Source organism: Bradyrhizobium sp., from assembly GCF_035935975.1.
Taxonomy (GTDB): Bacteria; Pseudomonadota; Alphaproteobacteria; order Rhizobiales; family Xanthobacteraceae; genus Bradyrhizobium.
Genome location: NZ_DASYWN010000003.1, coordinates 1 through 17,410 on the forward strand (window position 1 = coordinate 1; position 17,410 = coordinate 17,410).

Sequence of the window (17,410 nt, forward strand, 5' to 3'; positions counted from 1 at the left end):
GAAGGAACGCCCCCCTTTTTGCAGGCGACGGTCGCCAAACCGTCCCAGTCCAGTCTCCATGCTGTCCTCCTAGCCAGTCGGACAACACGGAATCAGACATCCTTCCCGTCTTCAACCTCGATGTGTGAATGCCGTAGCGCACGCGGGAGAGGTCGCAGCCAGCCTGCGGCGCCTGCTTGCCCGAATTAAAACGCGGTAAGCTGATTGACGCTCGGGTCAGGGTTCCCCATGTGCCCCGCCGTGACCTATAATCGGGGCGAATCCCCGCGAGGAGTTTTTGAGATGGCCCAAGACGTCAGAGATTTGCCGGCCGGCCGCAGCGATGGGCTGAACCGCTTTCTCGGCGGCTCGCCGCTGGCGGTCGCGTTTCGCCTGGTCCTGCTCTCGATCCTGGTCGGCGTCGTGCTCGCCGCGATCGGCTTCGATCCCTGGAACATCATCTACAGCATCCGCCTGCTGTTCCAGCGGCTCTGGGATCTCGGCTTCGATGCGGTGAACTGGCTGTGGCGCTACTTCCTGCTCGGCGCGGTCATCGTGATCCCGATCTGGCTGCTCTCGCGCGTGTTCGGCGCACCGCGCGGCAGGTAAGGATTGGGAGCCCGCAGCCGATGCAATTACGCTTTGTCGGCTGCGGCGACGCCTTCGGCTCGGGCGGCAGGCTCAACACCTGCTTCCACGTCTGGGGCCGCGAAGCCAACCTCCTGATCGATTGCGGCGCGTCGGCCCTGCCGGCGCTGAAGCGTCTCGAGATCGATCGCAACGAGATCGATCTCATCCTCATCACGCATTTCCACGGCGACCATTTCGCGGGCCTGCCGTTCTTCCTGCTCGACGCGCAATTCTCAAAGCGGACAAAGCCGCTGACGATCGCGGGCCCCGAAGGCATCGAGACGCGGCTCAGCCAAGTGATGGAGGCGCTGTTCGAGCATTCCTCCAGGACCAGGCAGCGCTTCGAGCTCAACGTCGTCGCGCTCGCCCCGGAGCAACGCCGCAGCGTCGGCGCGGTGAATGTGACCCCTTATCCTGTCGTTCACGGCGAATCCGGCGGTCCTTTCCTCGCCTATCGCGTCGAGGCCGAGGGGCGCACGCTCGCCTACAGCGCCGACACCGAATGGACGGAGGCACTCATTCCGCTGGCGCATGGCGCGGACCTTTTCATCGCCGAGGCCTATATGTACGACAAGGTGGTCAAGAACCATCTCAGCCTGAAGACCTTGGAACAGCATCTGCCAGAAATCGGCGCGAAACGCCTCGTCCTCACCCATATGAGCGACGACGTGCTGGCGCGCCTGGATGAGATCGACCATCTCGCCGCGGAAGACGGCATGGTGCTCGAGTTCTGACATGCACGCGCCCGTCTCCCTCAAGATCGGCTCCCGCCAGGTGTTCGCCATCGCCGGCCCCGCGATGGTCGCGAACCTGACGACGCCGCTGATCGGCGTGGTCTCGACCACCGCGATCGGCCGGCTGGACGATGCCGCCCTGCTCGGCGGCGTCGCGATGGCCTCGGTGATCTTCGACTGCCTGTTCTGGCTGTTCGGCTTCCTGCGCATGAGCACGCTCGCCTTCACCGCGCAGGCGCTCGGCGCCGGCGAGACGCGCGAGCAGACCGTGATCCTGGTGCGCGGCTTCATCGTCGCCGGACTGATCGGCGCGGCCCTGATCGTGCTGCAATTGCCGCTCGCCACCGCGCTGTTCGACCTGATGGGCGGCAGCGAGGGCGTCACGCGCGCTGCAAAGACCTATTTCATGATCCGGATCTGGTCCTCGCCATTCGCTTTCGCCAACTATGTCATCCTCGGCTGGCTGGTCGGGCAGGCCCGCGCCAATCCGGCGCTCGCGCTCCAGGTCGTCATCAACCTCATCAACATGGCGGCGACGATCCTGCTGGTGCTGGTCTATGACACCGGCATCGCGGGCGCGGCGATCGCCGCATTGCTGTCCGAGAGCATCGGCTTCGTGCTCGGCGTCATCGTCTGCCGGCGCTATGCCGAGGGCGGCTTCAAAGTGCCGCGCGCGATGCTGCTCGACCGCGAAAAACTGATGCGGCTCCTGGCGGTAAACACCGACATCCTGATCCGCACCGCGGCGCTGATCGCGGTCTTCCTGTTCTTCACCGCCAAGGGCGCCCGCGCCGGCGACGTCACGCTGGCCGCGAACTCCGTGCTCAACAATTTCCTGCTGGTCAGCGCCTTCTTCCTCGACGGCCTCGCCAATGCGGCCCAGCAGCTCTGCGGCCGCACCTTCGGCGCGCGGGACGCCAGGGGCTTTGCGGATTCGACCCGGCTGGTGCTGCTCTGGGGCCTCGGCTTCGCGCTGGTGGTCGCCGTGCTGTTCGCGACGTTCGGCCCTGACATCATCAACTTCATGACCGCGAGCGAGGACGTCCGCCGTGCCGCGCGCGAATTCCTGCCGTTCATCGTGCTTGCGCCCATCCCCGGCGTGTTCGCGTTCGGCTTCGACGGCATCTATGTCGGCGCCACCTGGGCGCGCGAGATGCGCAACCTGATGCTGGCTTCGCTTGCGATCTTCTTCGGCATCTGGCTGGCGCTGCAATCGTTCGGCAATGCCGGGCTGTGGTGCGCACTGATCGCATTCTACATCGCGCGCGGCGGCCTGCAGGGCGCGCGGTATCCGGCGCTGTATCGGGCGACTTTCGCCAAGACGTAGCTCTCGTGTCCCGGACGCGCTGCAGCGTGAAACGCTGCTGCGCAGAGCCGGGACCCAGAAAGCAACATGGCACGATACGGTAGTATGGGCCCCGGCTCAGCAGCGCATCACTGCGTGCTGCGCTGCGTCCGGGGCACGAGACTGACCTACATCCCCGGCCAGTCTTCCGCCGTCAGCGTCGCCGCATCCGCACCGACGATGTCGGAGAGCGAATCCCGCCCCGTGCGCAACAATGTCGATGTCAGGTCGCGCTTGATCTCGTCGACGAGGCCGAGGCCCTTGTAGACCAGCGACGAATAGAGCTGGATCAGGCTCGCGCCCGCACGAATCTTCGTCAGCGCGGCACCGCCTGAATCGACGCCGCCGACGCCGATCAGCGGGAACGCGCCCTCGACGCGCACATAGGTCTCCGCGACCATGCGCGTCGACAGGCGGAACAGCGGCCGGCCGGACAGGCCGCCCTGCTCCTTCGCCCGCATCTCCTCGCGCAGCGTGCTCGGCCGCGCGATCGTCGTGTTCGACACGATCATGCCGTCGACCCGGCGCGCGCGCGCGACCTGCACGACGTCGTCGAGCTGGGCGAGGCTCAAGTCCGGCGCGATCTTGAGCAGCACCGGCGTGTCGCCGGCCTTCTGCCGCACCCGTTCGCGCGCATCGATCACGCGAGCGAGGAGATCGTCGAGCAGCGCACCTTCCTGCAGATTGCGCAGGCCCGGCGTGTTCGGCGAGGACACGTTGACGGTGAAATAGCTCGCGACCGGTGCAAAGGTCTCGATCAGCTTGACGTAATCGGCGACGCGGTCCGGCGAATCCTTGTTGGCGCCGACGTTGACGCCGACGATGCCGCCATGCTGCGCGCGGGCGGCGAGTCGGCGCAGCGCGACCTCCGCGCCGTCATTGTTGAAACCCATGCGGTTGATGACCGCTTCGTCGCGCTCGAGGCGAAACAGCCGCGGCCGCGGATTGCCGGCCTGCGGCTTCGGCGTCACCGAGCCGATCTCGACGAAGCCGAAGCCGAGCCGCAGCAGCGCGTCGGGCACCTCCGCGCTCTTGTCGAAGCCGGCGGCCATGCCGATCGGGTTGGGAAAGTTGAGCCCGAAGGCGCGCACGGCGAGCTTGGGATCATCGGTGCGCGCCTTGACCGGCGGCAGGAAGCGCAGGCCCTGGATCGCGAGGCGATGCGCGTCCTCCGGATCGAGCCAGCGCAGCACCGGCAGCGAGAAAGCGTCGAAAGCACGGATCACGGGACAAGCTCCGGTGTATCGTGCCCGCCATCGGAGCGTATGTTGAGATTCATCACCGCGAGCACCGCGCCGAGATCGAGCTCGCCATAGAGATGCGGGAACAGCTCTTCATTGCGCGAGCGCTCCCAGCGCAAGCCTGCGCCGAGCGCGTCGGCGTCGACCTCGACGAGGAATAGCGCGCGTTGGCCGAAATAGTGCTTTCGCAGCGTCTCGGGAACCTGGGCGGCGGTCGAGAAATGGATGAATCCGTCGCGCGCATCGTCCGCGCTGCCCTGGTACACGCCCTGCCGCTCCGCCTCGCGCCAGGCCGAGGCCGGACAGATTTTGTAGATCTTGACCACCGCTACCGCAGCCCTGTTTGCTCTTTGAGTCTTTTGGGTTTTTTCGACTGTTGCGGGTCCCAGAAACCCGGGCGCGACCGTAATGGCCGCCCCCTCCGAACTCAAGACCCAGAGCCATGTCCATTCCGACGAAATCGAAACCGGGCTCCAAATTCCTGTTTTGAGGCACTTTCCCTGCGCGAGGCGGCATCCCCAATGCTGTGCCCGCCGCCCCTTGCGCCAAAAGCGAAAAACCGGTTGATTTGAGGACAGTTTTCCTGAGTTGCGACGGGCTGGACCTTCCATGGTCAAACAGGCCAAAGCGCAGAGGATACTGACTCACGACCAGATCTGGGTCGCACTGGATCGGCTGGCGGAGCGTGCCGGCCTGTCACCATCAGGCCTCGCCAAGCGGGCCGGGCTCGACCCGACCACCTTCAACAGATCCAAGCGCGTGACGCCCGACGGCCGCGAGCGCTGGCCGTCCACCGAATCGATCGCGAAAGCGCTGGCGGCGACCGGCGCCTCGCTCGACATCTTTGCCGGGTTGATCAGCGACGATTCCACCAACAACCGCTCCGTGCCGCTGCTCGGTCTCGACCAGGCGGGCACGAGCGGGGCATTCGACGAGGCCGGCTTGCCATCCGGCAAGGGCTGGACGGAATTCGCGCTGCCGACAGCCGAGGACCATCACAGCTTTGCGCTGGAGATGTCCGGCGACGCATTCGCGCCGATCTATCGCGACGGCAGCGTCATCCTGGTCTCACCCGGTGCGCCGATCCGCAAGGGAGATCGCGTGGTGGTGAAGACCACAGCAGGCGACGTGACCGTCGCAACGCTGAAACGCCGCACGGCCAAGGTGCTGGAATTGCTGCCGCTCGATGCAACGCAGACCGAGCGGACGGTAGTGGCAAGCGACGTGGCGTGGATCGCGCGGATCGTGTGGGCGAGCCAGTGATCGCGTCGTGACCGGACCATGACACCGCTCGCATGATCGCCCCGCGATCTCCATTGCGACTCAGCACCCCTCTCGCCTAGGTTCCGCGCGCATTGCCGATCAAATTCGTCTGGGGGAATATGATGAATCGCCGTCACGCCTTGAAAGCGCTCGCGGGTCTCGCGCTATGTCCGGTGTGCAAGCCGGGCTTCGCCGCTGAAGGCGCGCATTGGAGCTATGAGGGCGCCGGTGCGCCGGCCAAATGGGGCGATCTCGACGCGGCCAACAAGGCCTGCGCCGTCGGCCTGCAGCAATCGCCGATCGACATCGAGGCGACGGTCAAGTCGCAACTGCCCGCGCTGAAGCTGAACTGGGGCAAGAGCGCCGACACCATCATCAACAACGGACATACGATCCAGCTCAACTTCGCCGAGGGCAGCACGCTCACGCTCGGCGACGTCAAGTACAAGCTGCTCCAGGTGCATTTCCACCGGCCGAGCGAGCACATGATCGGCGGCAAGAATTTTCCGATGGAGGCGCATTTCGTCCACCGCAACGAGGCCGGCGGGCTCGCCGTGGTCGGCGTGCTGATGACGGAAGGCAGGCCGAACGCCGCCTTCAGCAAGATCATCAAGACCATGCCGGCCGCGGAAGGCCCTGCGGTGAGAGCAGACGCGGGCATCGATCCCCACGCCATGCTGCCGTACACGCTCAGCTACTTCCGCTATCCCGGCTCGCTGACCACGCCGCCCTGCTCGGAGGTGGTGGAATGGCTGCTGCTCACCGCCCCGATCCAGGTATCAGCGGCCGACGTCGCCGCGTTCGCAAAGCTCTATCCGATGAACGCGCGCCCGGTGCAGAAGGACAACCGGCGTTACGTGCTGCGCTCGATCTGAGTAGAGGACAGACGATGTAGCCCGGATGAGCGAAGCGACATCCGGGTCCTTCGTTGCGGCACCCCGGATATCGCTGCGCTCATCCGGGCTACGCGTTCACGATTTACCTCACGCGCTCCGCGCCAGCGCACCATCGATCATGTTGACCGCGTTCTGCACGCCATACACCGCGACGAAGGAGCCGAAGCGCGGGCCCTTCTCCTGGCCGAGCAGCACCTGGTACAGCATGTTGAACCAGTCGAGCGTGACGCCGGGGCGGCCGTCCTTGCCCTTCTTGACCTGGTCGAGGAACGGCTCGCGGCGGCCGATCTCGTAGACGACGTTCTGGATGTCTTCGGCCGAGGCGTCCTGCGGCAACTGCGACAGCGCATCGCGCAGGTCCTGCAACGCGGCGCGCTCGGTGTCCGTGGGCACGCGGAACTGCTTCGTCGGCGCGACGAAGTCGCGATAATAGTTGATGGCATAGCCGACCATCGCATCGAGCTTCGGATGCGTCTGCGGGCTCACGCCGGGCCGATAGCGGCCGATGAACCCCCACAGCGTCTCGGCATTCTCCGCATTCGACGACGACACCAGCGTCAGCAGAAGCTGGAAAGTCACGGGCATGTCGCCCTGCGGCGGCTTGCCGGCGTGGATGTGCCAGACCGGATTGCCGAGCTGCTGCTTGCCATCCTGCCTGGGAAAGCCATCAATGAATTGCTGATAGTCGTCGACCTGGCGCGGGATGACGTCGAAGAACAACCGCTTGGCCGCCTTCGGCTCGCGATACATGAACAGCGACAGCGATTCCGGCGAGGCGTAGCGCAGCCATTCGTCGATGGTGAGGCCGTTGCCCTTCGACTTCGAGATCTTCTGGCCCTTCTCGTCGAGGAAGAGCTCGTAGTTGAAACCTTCCGGCGGCGTTGCGCCGAGCGCCTTCGCGATGGCGCCCGAGAGCTTCACGGAATCAATGAGGTCCTTCCCGGCCATCTCGTAGTCGACGCCGAGCGCGACCCAGCGCATCGCCCAGTCGGCCTTCCACTGGCATTTGACATTGCCGCCGGTGACGGGCGTTTCGACCTCCTCGCCGCTGTCGGGATCGACATAGGTCACGGTGCCCGCGGCGACATCGCGGCGGATCATCGGCACCTGCAGCACGACGCCGGTGGTCTTGCTGATCGGGAGGAACGGCGAATAGGTCGCGCGGCGATCGGGCCCGAGCGTCGGCAGGATGATCGCCATGATCTGATCGTAGGCGGCGAGCATCTTCAGCAGCGTCGCATCGAAGCGGCCGGACTTGTAATAGACCGTCGAGCTCGCGAACTCGTAGTCGAAGCCGAAATGATCGAGGAAGGCGCGCAGCCGCGCATTGTTGGCGTCGCCGAACGAGGGATATTCGTTCGAGAAGGGATCGGGCACGGCCGTGAGCGGACGGCCGAGATATTGCGCGAGCAGGTCCTTGTTCGGCACGTTGTCCGGCACCTTGCGGAAGCCGTCCATGTCGTCGGAGAACGCCAGCAGGCGCGTCTTGATCTTGTCCTCGGTCAGCACGCGGAAGGCATGCCGCACCATCGAGGTGCGCGCGACCTCGCCGAAAGTGCCGATATGCGGCAGGCCGGACGGACCGTAGCCGGTCTCGAACAGCACCTCGTCCTTCGGGCTTTTCTTCAGCCGCGCGACAATGGCCTTCGCCTGCTCGAACGGCCAGGCGTTGGATTGTTCAGCGAGCGCACGCAGGTCGCTCGGGTTCGCGGCAAGATCGATAACGGACATCAGGGCCTCCGGGCCGCGGAAAATAGCGATTTCCGGGCAGAATGCAATTTATGGGGCGACGTCGCCGCCTCCACCGTCATTGCGAGCCACCGGGTCCGCGCGAAGCGCGGCCCGATGACAGGCTCAGCGAAGCAATCCAGAATCTTTCCGCGGAAATAGTCTGGATTGCTTCGTCGCTGCGCTCCTCGCAATGACGATGGAGAGGCAGCGAGAAATCTAGAACGGGCTCACGGAAAAATACCGCAGCCACAGATCGGTGTAGCGGCCTTTTTCCCAGACGCGGAACAGGGCCCAGTTCAGGGCCTGGCGCAGCACGTCGTTGCCCTTGCGCACGGCGATGCCGATGCCCTCGCCGAAGAAGCGGCTCTCGACGAAGGGACCGCCGGAGAAGGCACAGCAATCGCCGGAATCGGTGCCGTTGATCCAGAACGCCAGCGAGATGGCATCGCCGAAGATGAAATCGACCTCGCCCTTGCGGAGCGCAGTGCGCAGCGCATCGTCGTTGGGATAGGGGTGCAGCTCGGCGTCGGTGAACATCGCCTTGAGGTAGGCCTCATGCGCCGAGCCGGCGATGACGCCGACCTTCTTGCCCTCGAGATATTCCGGCCTGATCTCCGGCATCACCGCGTCCTTGCGCGAGGCGAAACGCGCCGGCACGCGGTAATAGGGATCGGTGAAATCGACGCGGGCGCGCAGTTGAGGGCTCACCGCCATCGAGGCGATGATGGCATCGCCCCGGTTCGAGGTGAGCGCATCGACCAGCGTCTCGAAGCGGCGCATCTGCACCGTGCAGGTCACCTTGATCTCCTCGCACAGGCTGCGTGCGAGATCGACGTTGAAGCCGGCCGGGTTGCCGTCGGCACCGGTGTAGTTGAACGGCGGATAGTCGGTCTCGGTCAGGAAACGGATCACGGTCAGGCGCGACAGGTCCGGCCGCTCCGGGCGCCGCCGCGGGTCCCAGAAGCCGGGCACGGCCTGCGGGGCGGCCTGTTGCTGTGTCCCTTGGGGGCCCGGTTGCTTGGCCGGGGCCTGGGCCTCGGCGGCGGGCAGAGCCGCGAAGAGGCAGACGCCGACGGCCAGCGCGGTCAGCAAGCCATGGGCTGATTTGGACGATTTCGCCTGTTGCGATGGAGCCATCGGCCGGAAATGAACGAATTTCATTGGGATCGGGGGGCCTTATAGACCATCCGGCCGGGAACGCGAGCGCCGATTGCAGCCAGGGTGAAGGTCAGGCGGCCGTCGTCCCCGGGCCCGTCCCCGCCATGGTGGCTGGATCAGAGATAGCGCTTCAGATCCGCCGCGGCCTCTTCCGGGGTCCGCTTCAGGTTGAACGGCGAGACGAAGCGGCCGTCGCGGTCCATCAGGTAGATCAGGGCCGTGTGGTCCATGGTGTAATCGCCGTCCTTGGTCGGGACCTTCTTGGCGTAGACCCGGTAGGAAGTGATCACCTTGGCAGTCTCGGCGGGATCGCCGCTGAGCCCTTCGAGATGGGGGTCGAAGCTCGACAGATAGTCCTTCATCGTCGCCGGCGTGTCGCGCTCGGGATCGACCGAGATGAAGACGGCATTGACCTTGTCGGCGTCCTTGCCCATCGCGCGCAGCACTTCCGAGATCTCGAACAGCGAGGTCGGGCAGACGTCGGGGCAATGGGTGTAGCCGAAGAAGATCAGGGTCGGCTTCCCCTTCAGGTTCTTGTCGGTGACGGCCTTGCCGTTCTGGTCGGTGAGCTGGAACGGCCCGCCGATCGCGGCCGGCTGCGCCACCTTGCTGACACCACCCATGGCCCAGAACAGGATCAGCAGCCCGATAGCGAGGCTTGCGGCGAAGGCGGTCGCGATCACCAGCGGACGGGCGGTGGTGGAGCTCATGAGCAGAAAACTTCCTGTCGCGGGTCAGAAGCAGGCGGCGAAGCCGGTCCTGATCATTTCGAAGAACACCTGGCTGCCGTAATGGAACCAGAGCGCGAGCGCGCCGAGCACGACCAGACCGCCGACGCCAGCGCCCGCCAACAGCAGCACGGACGGCAGCCGGCCGGCAGTGGGCGAATTGTCCGATACAGGATGTGCCGGGTGCGCTGGTTGAGCCATGACAACGATCGGGGCGAAGGGTTCCCTGCCTTTCAAATAGGCGCTAGCGCCGGACCGGGCAAGCGCGGCGGGGATGGCGGAGATCACGTGCTGCGGAGGTGTCGGGCATCGCCTAGTCCTCGTCATGCCGGGGCTTGTCCCGGGCATCCACGCACTTGTTCGCCTGGCCCAAAACGTGGATGGCCGGGACGAGCCCGGCCATGACGAAAGAGCAGCGCGAGAAGTGACGACTGAAAGCCTACCGCGTCGAAGGCCTGTTGGCCGAGGCCTGCGCGTCCAGGTAGCAAGGCTTGTACATGGCCTGGAGCTGCCTGCCCTTCAGGAACAGCATGTGCGGGGTGAGGCCGCCGCGCTGGCTGATCCATCGCTTCACCTGCGACGGATACATCGCATAGAGCATCTGGGTCGCTTCCGGATTGGTGATGGCGCGGCCGTTGGTGCCGAAATCCCAGGCGGCGTGGAAGCCGAGCGTTGCATGCGAGGTCACGCAGATGCGGTCGTGCGGGATGGCGCCGAGGACGATGGTGCAGGCCGAGGCGCAAAGGCCGTCGATGATGACGGTTTCGCCCGACTGGCGCAGGTCCTGGTATCTGTCGACGTAGGTTCCAATCCGGCCGCCGCGGTCATCGGCGATGCGAACCACAGCGTGAGAAGCCCCCATGCAAGCCATCAGGAGAACCGCCGCAAGCAACCCCGTCAGAAACTTCATTGTCCCCCGCCCCAGTCGAATGCGAATCTGCGTGTCAGGTGGTGATGCACCGCTAGCGTCTGTCGTAACCACGGTTTTGTCTAGGCAGGCCGGCTCGCTCAAAACAAATTCAAATCCAGTGTTGCGTCTGCGCTGCACTCGGACGGATTTAAATCCCAAAGTGGAACAAGTTAACGAGGTCTTACGCGCCGCACCCTTGATCTCAGTTGCAACCGCTGGCTTCAATCCCGGGCAACTACAGGGAGGAACCTGTGGAGGGGGAAACACATGGCTGAAGAGACAGACGTCATCGTCGTCGGCGCCGGACTATCGGGCCTCGTTGCCGCAACCGAGATCGCCGACGCCGGGAAGCGCGTGATCGTGGTCGACCAGGAAGGCGAGCAGTCGATCGGCGGCCAGGCGTTCTGGTCGTTCGGCGGATTGTTCCTGGTCGATTCGCCGGAGCAGCGCCGGCTCGGCATCAAGGATTCCTTCGACCTCGCCATGCAGGACTGGCTCGGCACCGCCGGCTTCGACCGCGACGAGGACTTTTGGCCGCGCCGATGGGCCGAGGCCTATGTGGCATTCGCTGCCGGCGAGAAGCGCGACTGGCTGCGCGCAATGGGCCATCGCATCTTCCCGGTGGTCGGCTGGGCCGAGCGCGGCGGCTATGACGCGATGGGCCACGGCAATTCGGTGCCGCGCTTCCACGTCACCTGGGGAACCGGCCCCGGCATCGTCGAGCCGTTCGAGCGACGCGCGCGCGAGGCAATGAAGAGCGGACGGCTGACGTTCAAGTTCCGCCATCGTGTCGATGCGCTCTCCATCACCAACGGCACGGTGGACGGCATCAGCGGCGCCGTGCTCGCGCCCGACAATGTCGAGCGCGGCAAGAGCTCGTCGCGCAACGTGGTCGGCGAGTTCGCGCTGAAGGCGCAGGCCGTGATCGTGGCGTCCGGCGGCATCGGCGGCAATCACGAGCTGGTGCGGCAGAACTGGCCGCAGCGGCTCGGCACACCGCCGAAGTTCATGATCTCCGGCGTGCCCGAGCATGTCGACGGCCGCATGATCGGCATCACCGAGACGTCAGGCGCGCGGCTGATCAACCGCGACCGCATGTGGCATTACGTCGAGGGCATCCAGAACTGGTCACCGATCTGGCCGCGCCACGGCATCCGCATCCTGCCCGGCCCCTCCTCGATGTGGTTCGACGCCACAGGAACTAGGCTGCCGGCGCCGCTCTTCCCCGGCTCCGACACGCTCGGCCAGCTCAAATACATCATGTCGACCGGCTATGATTATTCCTGGTTCATTCTGACGCAGAGCATCATCAAGAAGGAATTCGCGCTGTCGGGCTCGGAGCAGAACCCTGATCTTACCGGCAAGAGCTGGCGCATGACCTTGCGCCGCGCCACCAACAAGGGCGCGCCGGCGCCCGTCGAGGCGTTCAAAAGCCATGGTGTCGACTTCATCGTGCGGGACAAGCTCGAGGATCTCGTCGCCGCCATGAACAAGCTCGCCGGCAGCGACCTCCTCAAGCTCGAGCATATCAGGATGCAGATCGAGGCGCGCGATCGCGAGATCGCCAACCCCTACGTCAAGGATGCGCAGGTGATGAACATCCACAATGCGCGGCGTTACATCGGCGACAAGCTGATCCGCACCGCCTCGCCGCACCGCATCCTCGATCCCGCGCAGGGACCGCTGATCGCGGTCAAGCTCAACATCCTCACCCGCAAGACGCTCGGCGGCTTCGAGACCGATCTCGACTCGCGCGTGTTCGGTCAGGAGGGCCGCGTCATCCCCGGCCTCTATGCGGTCGGCGAAGCCGCGGGCTTCGGCGGCGGCGGCGTGCACGGCTATCGCTCGCTGGAGGGCACCTTCCTCGGCGGCTGCCTGTTCTCGGGCCGCAATGCCGGCCGCGCTGCGGCGAAAGCGGTGGGCTAGATCATGCGGCGGTGGATGCAGATCGGCGCGTGTCTTGCCGCATTATCCGTAGCCTCGGCCGCATCCGCCGATACGATCGACGTCAACGGCGTGAAGCGCTCCTACACCGCGCAGCTCCCGGCGAAGAAGCCGGTGCCGCTCGTGGTCGTGCTGCACGGCAAGACCCAGCGCGGCGCCGATATGGTCGCACGCACCGCGTGGCCGCAGGTTGCCAAGCGCGAAGGTTTTGCCGTGGTGTTCCCTGACGGCCTCAACCACGCCTGGGCCGATGCGCGGACCAAGGCAGGCCCCGCGCTCCGCGGCCCGCCGGAGGGCACCGACGACATCGGCTTCATCGCCAAGCTCGTCGAGAAGCTGGTCGCGAACGGCACGGCCGACCCGCACCGCGTCTATGTCGCCGGCATCTCCAATGGCGGCGCGATGGCGATGACGCTCGTCTGCGCCCGCGCCGATCTGTTCGCGGCGAGCGCAAGCGTGATCATGAATCTCACCGACGAAGCCGCGGTGACGTGCCATCCGTCACGGCCGCTGCCGATCCTGCTGATGAACGGCACGGGTGATCCGCTGGTCCCCTACGAGGGCGGACGGGGATCGAGCTATTTTGCCGCAGACGGGTTCTGGTCCACCGAGGAGACGCTGGCCTTCTGGCGCAAGCTCAACGGATGCGAGATTGACGATGGCAGCGTGACTGAACTGCCCGACAAGGCGCCGGCAGACCAGTCCACGGTCACGCGGATCACTTCGCGCTGCCCTAAAGGGCACGACGTTCTGCTCTATCGCATCAATCATGGCGGCCACCGCATGCCAGGATTTGCGCCTGATGCCCGCTTCCCCCGGGTCGCGACCGGCCTGCTGGGGCCGCAGAACGGCGACATCGACGGCGCCGAGACGATCTGGTCGTTCTTCAGTCAGTTTCCGTGAACGACGCATGCTTCGGCGGAAACGCATGCGTGCCTGGGGTGGCACAGCGCAGAGCGCTGGGCTAGACAGGGCCGCCATTCCAGCAGGAGATCCCCAATGAGCATTCAGCGTTTTGAAACCGGCCCGCGCATGAGCCAGGTCGTCGTGCACGGCGACACCGTCTATCTCGCCGGCGTCGTCGCCAGCAAGGCCGCCGGCGAAAGCGTCACCAAGCAGACCCAGGACATTCTCGCGACCATCGACGGTCACCTCGCCAAGGCCGGCACCGACAAGTCGAAGCTGCTCTCGGCCACGATCTACATCACCGACATGAAGACCTTCGGCGAGATGAACGCGGTGTGGGACGCCTGGGTCTCGCCCGGCAACACGCCCGCACGCGCCACCGTCGAGGCCAAGCTCGCGGCGGCGCAGTACACCGTCGAGATCATGGTCACGGCCGCGAAGTAAATTTCGCACGCGACCAATAGCGAGCATCTGGGGCGCGATGAGACCATCATCGCGCCCCTTTTTTTGCGGACGCATGACGTCCGAGGTAATCGATCAGCGTCCGCAATCCTTCGATAGTCGCGCCAGCCGAACACGGCGCCATCGCAGGAGAGCCCCATGACCGACCATGTCACCATCGCCCGCCGCTACATCGATCTCTGGAACGAGCGCGCCAGCAGCCGCCGGCGCGAGCTGCTGCACGAGAACTGGACGGCGGATGCAAGCTATGTCGATCCGCTGATGAAGGGCGATGGCCCTGACGGCATCGACGCGCTGATATCAGGCGTGCAGCAGCGCTTTCCGGATTTCAAATTCACGCTGATCGGCGAGCCCAACGGCTACGGCAACCATCTCCGCTTCTCCTGGGGCCTCGGCCCCGACGGCGTCGACAGCCCGATCAAGGGGACCGATTTCGCCGTGCTGAAGGACGGCAGGATCCGGAGCATCGCGGGATTTCTGGACCAGGTGCCTGCGGGGGTGTGAGGGGGCGCTGGGCGCCGCCTCAAACTCGGTCGTCGTCCCGGCGAACGCCGGGACGACCCCTTTAGTTGGGCGCTAGTTTGCGCCCATCACATCATCCCACGGCCAGCCGGTACGCGGCCCTCGCGTTCACCCCGAACGCCTTCTCGCGCACATTCGCACCGAGCTTCACCAGACACGCCTCCAGCGCATTCTTGATCTCAGCATAGCTCCCCGCGAGCAGACACACCGGCCAGTCCGAACCGAAGATCAAACGGTCCTCGCCAAAACAATTCGCGGCGTGCGCGACGAATGGAAACAGCCGCTCAGCATCCCAGTCGTTCCACACCGCTTCCGTCGCGAGGCCCGAGATCTTGCACCAGACATTGCCGCAAGCAGCCAACGCCTTAGTGCGGGCGGACCATTCGTCGCTGCCGCCATTGGCGATCGGCGGCTTTGCAGCGTGGTCGAGCACGAAACGCGCCTGCGGAAACGCCTGCGCGGTGGCGATCGCGGCGGGCAGCTCGCGGGTGCGGACGAGGAAGTCGAACGCGAGATCGCGGGCGAACACCGCTGTGAGGCCGCGCTGGACGTCCTCGCGCAGCAGCCAATCGGGATCGGCCTCGTCGTGGACCTGGTGGCGGATGCCGACGAGCTTGCTGCCGCCGGGCGATGCTCGCAGCCGGTCCAGCGTGTCGCCGAGCGCGCCATCGGTCAGATCGGCCCAGCCGACCACGCCGATGACCGAGGGCGTCGCATGCGCAATGCGCAAGAATTCCTCGGTCTCCTCCAGCGCGGAGCGGCACTGCACCACGACGCTTGCATCGATGCCGTTCGCTTTCAGCAACGGCGCGAGATCGGCGGGGCCGAAGGCGCGGCGGATCGGCGCGAGCTCGGGCGCGTCCATCCAGGGATAGGCGGCCCGTGCCGGATCCCAGAAATGCTGATGGCCGTCGATCACCATGGCCTACGCTCCACCCGGCAGTGGCGCCCGCGCGTCCACGAGGTTTCGCGCGCGCAGGTCCTGCCAGAACGCTTGCGGCACCCTGCTCTCCGACATCGCGATGTTGTCGGCGACCTCGCCGGCATTGCGCGCCCCCATCACCGCGACCGTCACGGCCGGGTGGGCCATGCAGAACTGCAGCGCCGCGGCCTTCAGCGCGGTGCCGTGCTTGCGGCACAGCTCGTCGAGTTCGATCGCACGCGCGACCAGCGCCGCATCGGCGTCCTCATAGTTGAACTTCGCGCCAGCGTGCGGATTGGCCAGAATGCCGCTGTTGTAGATGCCACCGAGCAGGATGCCGATGCCCCTCGCCTGGCAGAGCGGAAACAGCGCCTCCAGCGCGCCCTGGTCGAGCAGCGTGTAGCGGCCGGCGAGCAGGAAACAGTCCACCGGCACGGCCTCCGCAAAGCGGACCGGCATCTCCGACTGGTTCATGCCGGCGCCGATCGCCTTGACCGTGCCATCGCTGCGCAGGCGCTGCAGCGCGCGGAACGCGCCCGTGACGGCCTCGTCATAGTGACCGTCGGGATCGTGCACCAGCAGGACGTCGACGCGATCGAGCCCGAGACGGCCAAGGCTCTCCTCGACCGAGCGCATCACGCCGTCGTAGCTGAAATCGAACACCGGCCGCTCGCGCTGCCCGCTCTTGTAATAATCATCCTCAGCGGATGCACCATCGGGCGCGCGCAGCAGGCGGCCGACCTTGGTCGAGATGACATAGGAGTCGCGCGGATGCTGCCGCAGGAATGCGCCCAGCCGCCGCTCGGCGAGGCCAAAGCCGTAGAGCGGCGCGGTATCGTAGAAGCGGATGCCGGCTGACCATCCGCGTTCGAGCGTGGCGAACGCATCGGCATCGCTGACGGGGCTGAACAGGCCGCCCAGCGGGGCGGAACCGAGCCCGATTGAAGTGACGTCGAGAGAGCCGAGCCGTGAACGCTTCATTCCAATTCCTTCCAACAGTCCAAATCATCTCTCCCGCTTGCAGTTTGCGCAAGCGGGAGAGGCACGCAGGAGCACAGGGCTGGCGGCGCTCCTACTTCAACATCTGCGCGACATTGTCCTTGGTGACGAGGTCGAGGCCGGTATAGACGATCTCCGGCACCTTCTCGCCCTTCTTGATGGCGAGCAGCGTGTCCATCGCCTTCTCGCCCATCTCGAACGGACGCTGGCCGACCAGCGCATTGGCGTAGCCATCGCGCAGCAGCTCGAGCTGCATCTTGAGCGTATCGGCAACCACCAGCGTGAACTTGCCGGAATCGATGTCCTTCTTGTTCCGGGAGGCGAACGCCTTGAACCCCTCGGGGGCGAACATCGGCCAGCCGCCGATCGGAACGATCGCGGCGAGATCAGGCGTTGCGGTGCGCATGTCCGTCATCTGCTGGACCGCGAGCGCCGGATCGTCGTTGCAGAAGGTCGGCGAGCCCGCGACCTCGGTCCATTTCGAGCCTTTCAGCGCCTCGCGAACGCCGTCGACACGCTCGGCGAGGTTCTTCGCACCCGGGCCGCCCGACACCATCGCGTATTTGCCGCCATCGGGCCGCATCTTCAGGAGCTGCTTGCCGAGCGCGACGCCGAACTCCTTGTTGTTGGTGCCGATATAGGCGATGCGCTTGGAGCCGGGTGCATCGGCATCGAAGGTGATGACGGGAATGCCGGCCGCGGTCGCCGCCTCGATCGACTTGGTCATGGCCGCGACGTCGGCGACCGAGATGGCGAGGCCGTCGACCTTCTGGGTGACGAAGTCCTGGATGATCTGCGCCTGCGTCGCCGGCTCGTGCTCCACCGGCCCCTTGTAGATGCACTCGATATTGCCGAGCTCCTTGGCCCGCTTCTGGCAACCGTCGCGCGCGAAGTCGAAGAACGGATTGTTCATCGCCTTGGGCACGATCACGAAGCGGTAATTTGCGGCGAACGCCGGCGTCGCCATCATCGCAACCGCGATGCCGGCAAGAAGAAGTTTCCTCATTGTCTCCTCCACCCTTCTCTGGTGCCCATCCCTT

The 17,410-nt window shown here is 65.5% G+C and carries 19 protein-coding genes; 9 read left to right on the forward strand and 10 right to left on the reverse strand.

Annotation, left to right across the window (positions count from 1 at the left end; translation table 11 throughout):
- Nucleotides 1-282 precede the first annotated feature (282 nt).
- From VGR99_RS00330 to VGR99_RS00340, 3 genes are read left to right on the forward strand one after another with little or no spacing between them, the layout of a single operon-like run.
- Nucleotides 283-588, forward strand: coding sequence for a DUF6460 domain-containing protein (locus VGR99_RS00330; RefSeq protein WP_326896303.1), 306 nt, complete (start codon nt 283-285; stop codon nt 586-588).
- Nucleotides 589-608: 20 nt separating this feature from the next.
- Nucleotides 609-1,343 (forward strand): MBL fold metallo-hydrolase, encoded by a 735-nt coding sequence (locus VGR99_RS00335; protein ID WP_326896304.1) that lies wholly within the window; start codon nt 609-611, stop codon nt 1,341-1,343.
- A gap of 1 nt (nt 1,344) precedes the next feature.
- Nucleotides 1,345-2,670 carry an MATE family efflux transporter gene (locus VGR99_RS00340; protein ID WP_326896305.1) on the forward strand — a complete coding sequence of 442 codons (1,326 nt, stop codon included), beginning with the start codon at nt 1,345-1,347 and terminating at the stop codon, nt 2,668-2,670.
- A 146-nt stretch (nt 2,671-2,816) separates the two neighbouring features.
- Here VGR99_RS00340 and VGR99_RS00345 read toward each other — a convergent pair whose 3' ends face one another.
- Together VGR99_RS00345 and VGR99_RS00350 are read right to left on the reverse strand one after the other, a co-directional pair.
- Complete coding sequence (locus VGR99_RS00345; protein WP_326896306.1) at nt 2,817-3,914, reverse strand: quinone-dependent dihydroorotate dehydrogenase; 1,098 nt, start codon at nt 3,912-3,914, stop codon at nt 2,817-2,819.
- Nucleotides 3,911-4,255: a DUF952 domain-containing protein gene (locus tag VGR99_RS00350; protein ID WP_326896307.1), complete on the reverse strand. Its 345-nt coding sequence runs from the start codon at nt 4,253-4,255 to the stop codon at nt 3,911-3,913. Before VGR99_RS00350 ends, VGR99_RS00345 begins: the two co-directional genes overlap by 4 nt.
- Nucleotides 4,256-4,538: 283 nt before the next feature.
- Here VGR99_RS00350 and VGR99_RS00355 point away from each other — a divergent pair, with 283 nt between their 5' ends.
- Complete coding sequence (locus tag VGR99_RS00355) at nt 4,539-5,192, forward strand: helix-turn-helix transcriptional regulator (RefSeq protein ID WP_326896308.1); 654 nt, start codon at nt 4,539-4,541, stop codon at nt 5,190-5,192.
- A 122-nt stretch (nt 5,193-5,314) separates the two neighbouring features.
- Complete coding sequence (locus tag VGR99_RS00360) at nt 5,315-6,067, forward strand: carbonic anhydrase family protein (RefSeq protein WP_326896335.1); 753 nt, start codon at nt 5,315-5,317, stop codon at nt 6,065-6,067.
- 108 nt (nt 6,068-6,175) lie between these two features.
- On the opposite strand, the gene VGR99_RS00365 is transcribed toward VGR99_RS00360, so the two are convergent.
- From VGR99_RS00365 to VGR99_RS00385, 5 genes are all read right to left on the reverse strand, one after another.
- Nucleotides 6,176-7,819, reverse strand: coding sequence for a lysine--tRNA ligase (locus VGR99_RS00365; RefSeq protein WP_326896309.1), 1,644 nt, complete (start codon nt 7,817-7,819; stop codon nt 6,176-6,178).
- A gap of 216 nt (nt 7,820-8,035) precedes the next feature.
- The gene (locus tag VGR99_RS00370) at nt 8,036-8,956 is read right to left on the reverse strand and encodes a transporter substrate-binding domain-containing protein (protein ID WP_326896336.1); all 921 of its coding nucleotides are present in this window, start codon (nt 8,954-8,956) and stop codon (nt 8,036-8,038) included.
- 137 nt (nt 8,957-9,093) lie between these two features.
- Nucleotides 9,094-9,687 carry an SCO family protein gene (locus VGR99_RS00375; RefSeq protein WP_326896310.1) on the reverse strand — a complete coding sequence of 198 codons (594 nt, stop codon included), beginning with the start codon at nt 9,685-9,687 and terminating at the stop codon, nt 9,094-9,096.
- Nucleotides 9,688-9,711: 24 nt separating this feature from the next.
- Nucleotides 9,712-9,906 (reverse strand): hypothetical protein, encoded by a 195-nt coding sequence (locus VGR99_RS00380; protein WP_326896311.1) that lies wholly within the window; start codon nt 9,904-9,906, stop codon nt 9,712-9,714.
- A 238-nt stretch (nt 9,907-10,144) separates the two neighbouring features.
- Nucleotides 10,145-10,615, reverse strand: coding sequence for a hypothetical protein (locus VGR99_RS00385; protein WP_326896312.1), 471 nt, complete (start codon nt 10,613-10,615; stop codon nt 10,145-10,147).
- 267 nt (nt 10,616-10,882) lie between these two features.
- On the opposite strand from VGR99_RS00385, the gene VGR99_RS00390 reads away from it, so the two are divergent.
- The 4 genes from VGR99_RS00390 (at nt 10,883) to VGR99_RS00405 (ending at nt 14,431) form a co-directional block, all read left to right on the forward strand.
- Complete coding sequence (locus tag VGR99_RS00390) at nt 10,883-12,541, forward strand: FAD-binding dehydrogenase (RefSeq protein ID WP_326896313.1); 1,659 nt, start codon at nt 10,883-10,885, stop codon at nt 12,539-12,541.
- A 3-nt stretch (nt 12,542-12,544) separates the two neighbouring features.
- Complete coding sequence (locus tag VGR99_RS00395) at nt 12,545-13,462, forward strand: alpha/beta hydrolase family esterase (protein ID WP_326896314.1); 918 nt, start codon at nt 12,545-12,547, stop codon at nt 13,460-13,462.
- A gap of 96 nt (nt 13,463-13,558) precedes the next feature.
- The gene (locus VGR99_RS00400) at nt 13,559-13,909 is read left to right on the forward strand and encodes a RidA family protein (RefSeq protein WP_326896315.1); all 351 of its coding nucleotides are present in this window, start codon (nt 13,559-13,561) and stop codon (nt 13,907-13,909) included.
- 156 nt (nt 13,910-14,065) lie between these two features.
- Nucleotides 14,066-14,431 carry a nuclear transport factor 2 family protein gene (locus tag VGR99_RS00405; protein ID WP_326896316.1) on the forward strand — a complete coding sequence of 122 codons (366 nt, stop codon included), beginning with the start codon at nt 14,066-14,068 and terminating at the stop codon, nt 14,429-14,431.
- Between the two features lie 91 nt (nt 14,432-14,522).
- Here VGR99_RS00405 and VGR99_RS00410 read toward each other — a convergent pair whose 3' ends face one another.
- From VGR99_RS00410 to VGR99_RS00420, 3 genes are all read right to left on the reverse strand, one after another.
- Nucleotides 14,523-15,371: an amidohydrolase family protein gene (locus VGR99_RS00410; protein ID WP_326896317.1), complete on the reverse strand. Its 849-nt coding sequence runs from the start codon at nt 15,369-15,371 to the stop codon at nt 14,523-14,525.
- Between the two features lie 3 nt (nt 15,372-15,374).
- Nucleotides 15,375-16,352 carry an aldo/keto reductase gene (locus VGR99_RS00415; protein WP_326896318.1) on the reverse strand — a complete coding sequence of 326 codons (978 nt, stop codon included), beginning with the start codon at nt 16,350-16,352 and terminating at the stop codon, nt 15,375-15,377.
- A 91-nt stretch (nt 16,353-16,443) separates the two neighbouring features.
- A complete protein-coding gene (locus VGR99_RS00420; protein WP_326896319.1) occupies nt 16,444-17,376 on the reverse strand; it encodes a sugar-binding protein in 933 nt (310 codons plus the stop codon).
- Between the last annotated feature and the right edge of the window lie 34 nt (nt 17,377-17,410).

Bases quoted from the DNA above. Each gene is read 5' to 3' on its own strand.
- VGR99_RS00330 (WP_326896303.1), top strand. From the start codon at position 283: ATGGCCCAAGACGTCAGAGATTTGCCGGCCGGCCGCAGCGATGGGCTG.
- VGR99_RS00335 (WP_326896304.1), top strand. From the start codon at position 609: ATGCAATTACGCTTTGTCGGCTGCGGCGACGCCTTCGGCTCGGGCGGC.
- VGR99_RS00340 (WP_326896305.1), top strand. From the start codon at position 1,345: ATGCACGCGCCCGTCTCCCTCAAGATCGGCTCCCGCCAGGTGTTCGCC.
- VGR99_RS00355 (WP_326896308.1), top strand. From the start codon at position 4,539: ATGGTCAAACAGGCCAAAGCGCAGAGGATACTGACTCACGACCAGATC.
- VGR99_RS00360 (WP_326896335.1), top strand. From the start codon at position 5,315: ATGAATCGCCGTCACGCCTTGAAAGCGCTCGCGGGTCTCGCGCTATGT.
- VGR99_RS00365 (WP_326896309.1), bottom strand. From the start codon at position 7,819: ATGTCCGTTATCGATCTTGCCGCGAACCCGAGCGACCTGCGTGCGCTC.
- VGR99_RS00370 (WP_326896336.1), bottom strand. From the start codon at position 8,956: ATGGCTCCATCGCAACAGGCGAAATCGTCCAAATCAGCCCATGGCTTG.
- VGR99_RS00375 (WP_326896310.1), bottom strand. From the start codon at position 9,687: ATGAGCTCCACCACCGCCCGTCCGCTGGTGATCGCGACCGCCTTCGCC.
- VGR99_RS00380 (WP_326896311.1), bottom strand. From the start codon at position 9,906: ATGGCTCAACCAGCGCACCCGGCACATCCTGTATCGGACAATTCGCCC.
- VGR99_RS00385 (WP_326896312.1), bottom strand. From the start codon at position 10,615: ATGAAGTTTCTGACGGGGTTGCTTGCGGCGGTTCTCCTGATGGCTTGC.
- VGR99_RS00390 (WP_326896313.1), top strand. From the start codon at position 10,883: ATGGCTGAAGAGACAGACGTCATCGTCGTCGGCGCCGGACTATCGGGC.
- VGR99_RS00395 (WP_326896314.1), top strand. From the start codon at position 12,545: ATGCGGCGGTGGATGCAGATCGGCGCGTGTCTTGCCGCATTATCCGTA.
- VGR99_RS00400 (WP_326896315.1), top strand. From the start codon at position 13,559: ATGAGCATTCAGCGTTTTGAAACCGGCCCGCGCATGAGCCAGGTCGTC.
- VGR99_RS00405 (WP_326896316.1), top strand. From the start codon at position 14,066: ATGACCGACCATGTCACCATCGCCCGCCGCTACATCGATCTCTGGAAC.
- VGR99_RS00410 (WP_326896317.1), bottom strand. From the start codon at position 15,371: ATGGTGATCGACGGCCATCAGCATTTCTGGGATCCGGCACGGGCCGCC.
- VGR99_RS00415 (WP_326896318.1), bottom strand. From the start codon at position 16,352: ATGAAGCGTTCACGGCTCGGCTCTCTCGACGTCACTTCAATCGGGCTC.
- VGR99_RS00420 (WP_326896319.1), bottom strand. From the start codon at position 17,376: ATGAGGAAACTTCTTCTTGCCGGCATCGCGGTTGCGATGATGGCGACG.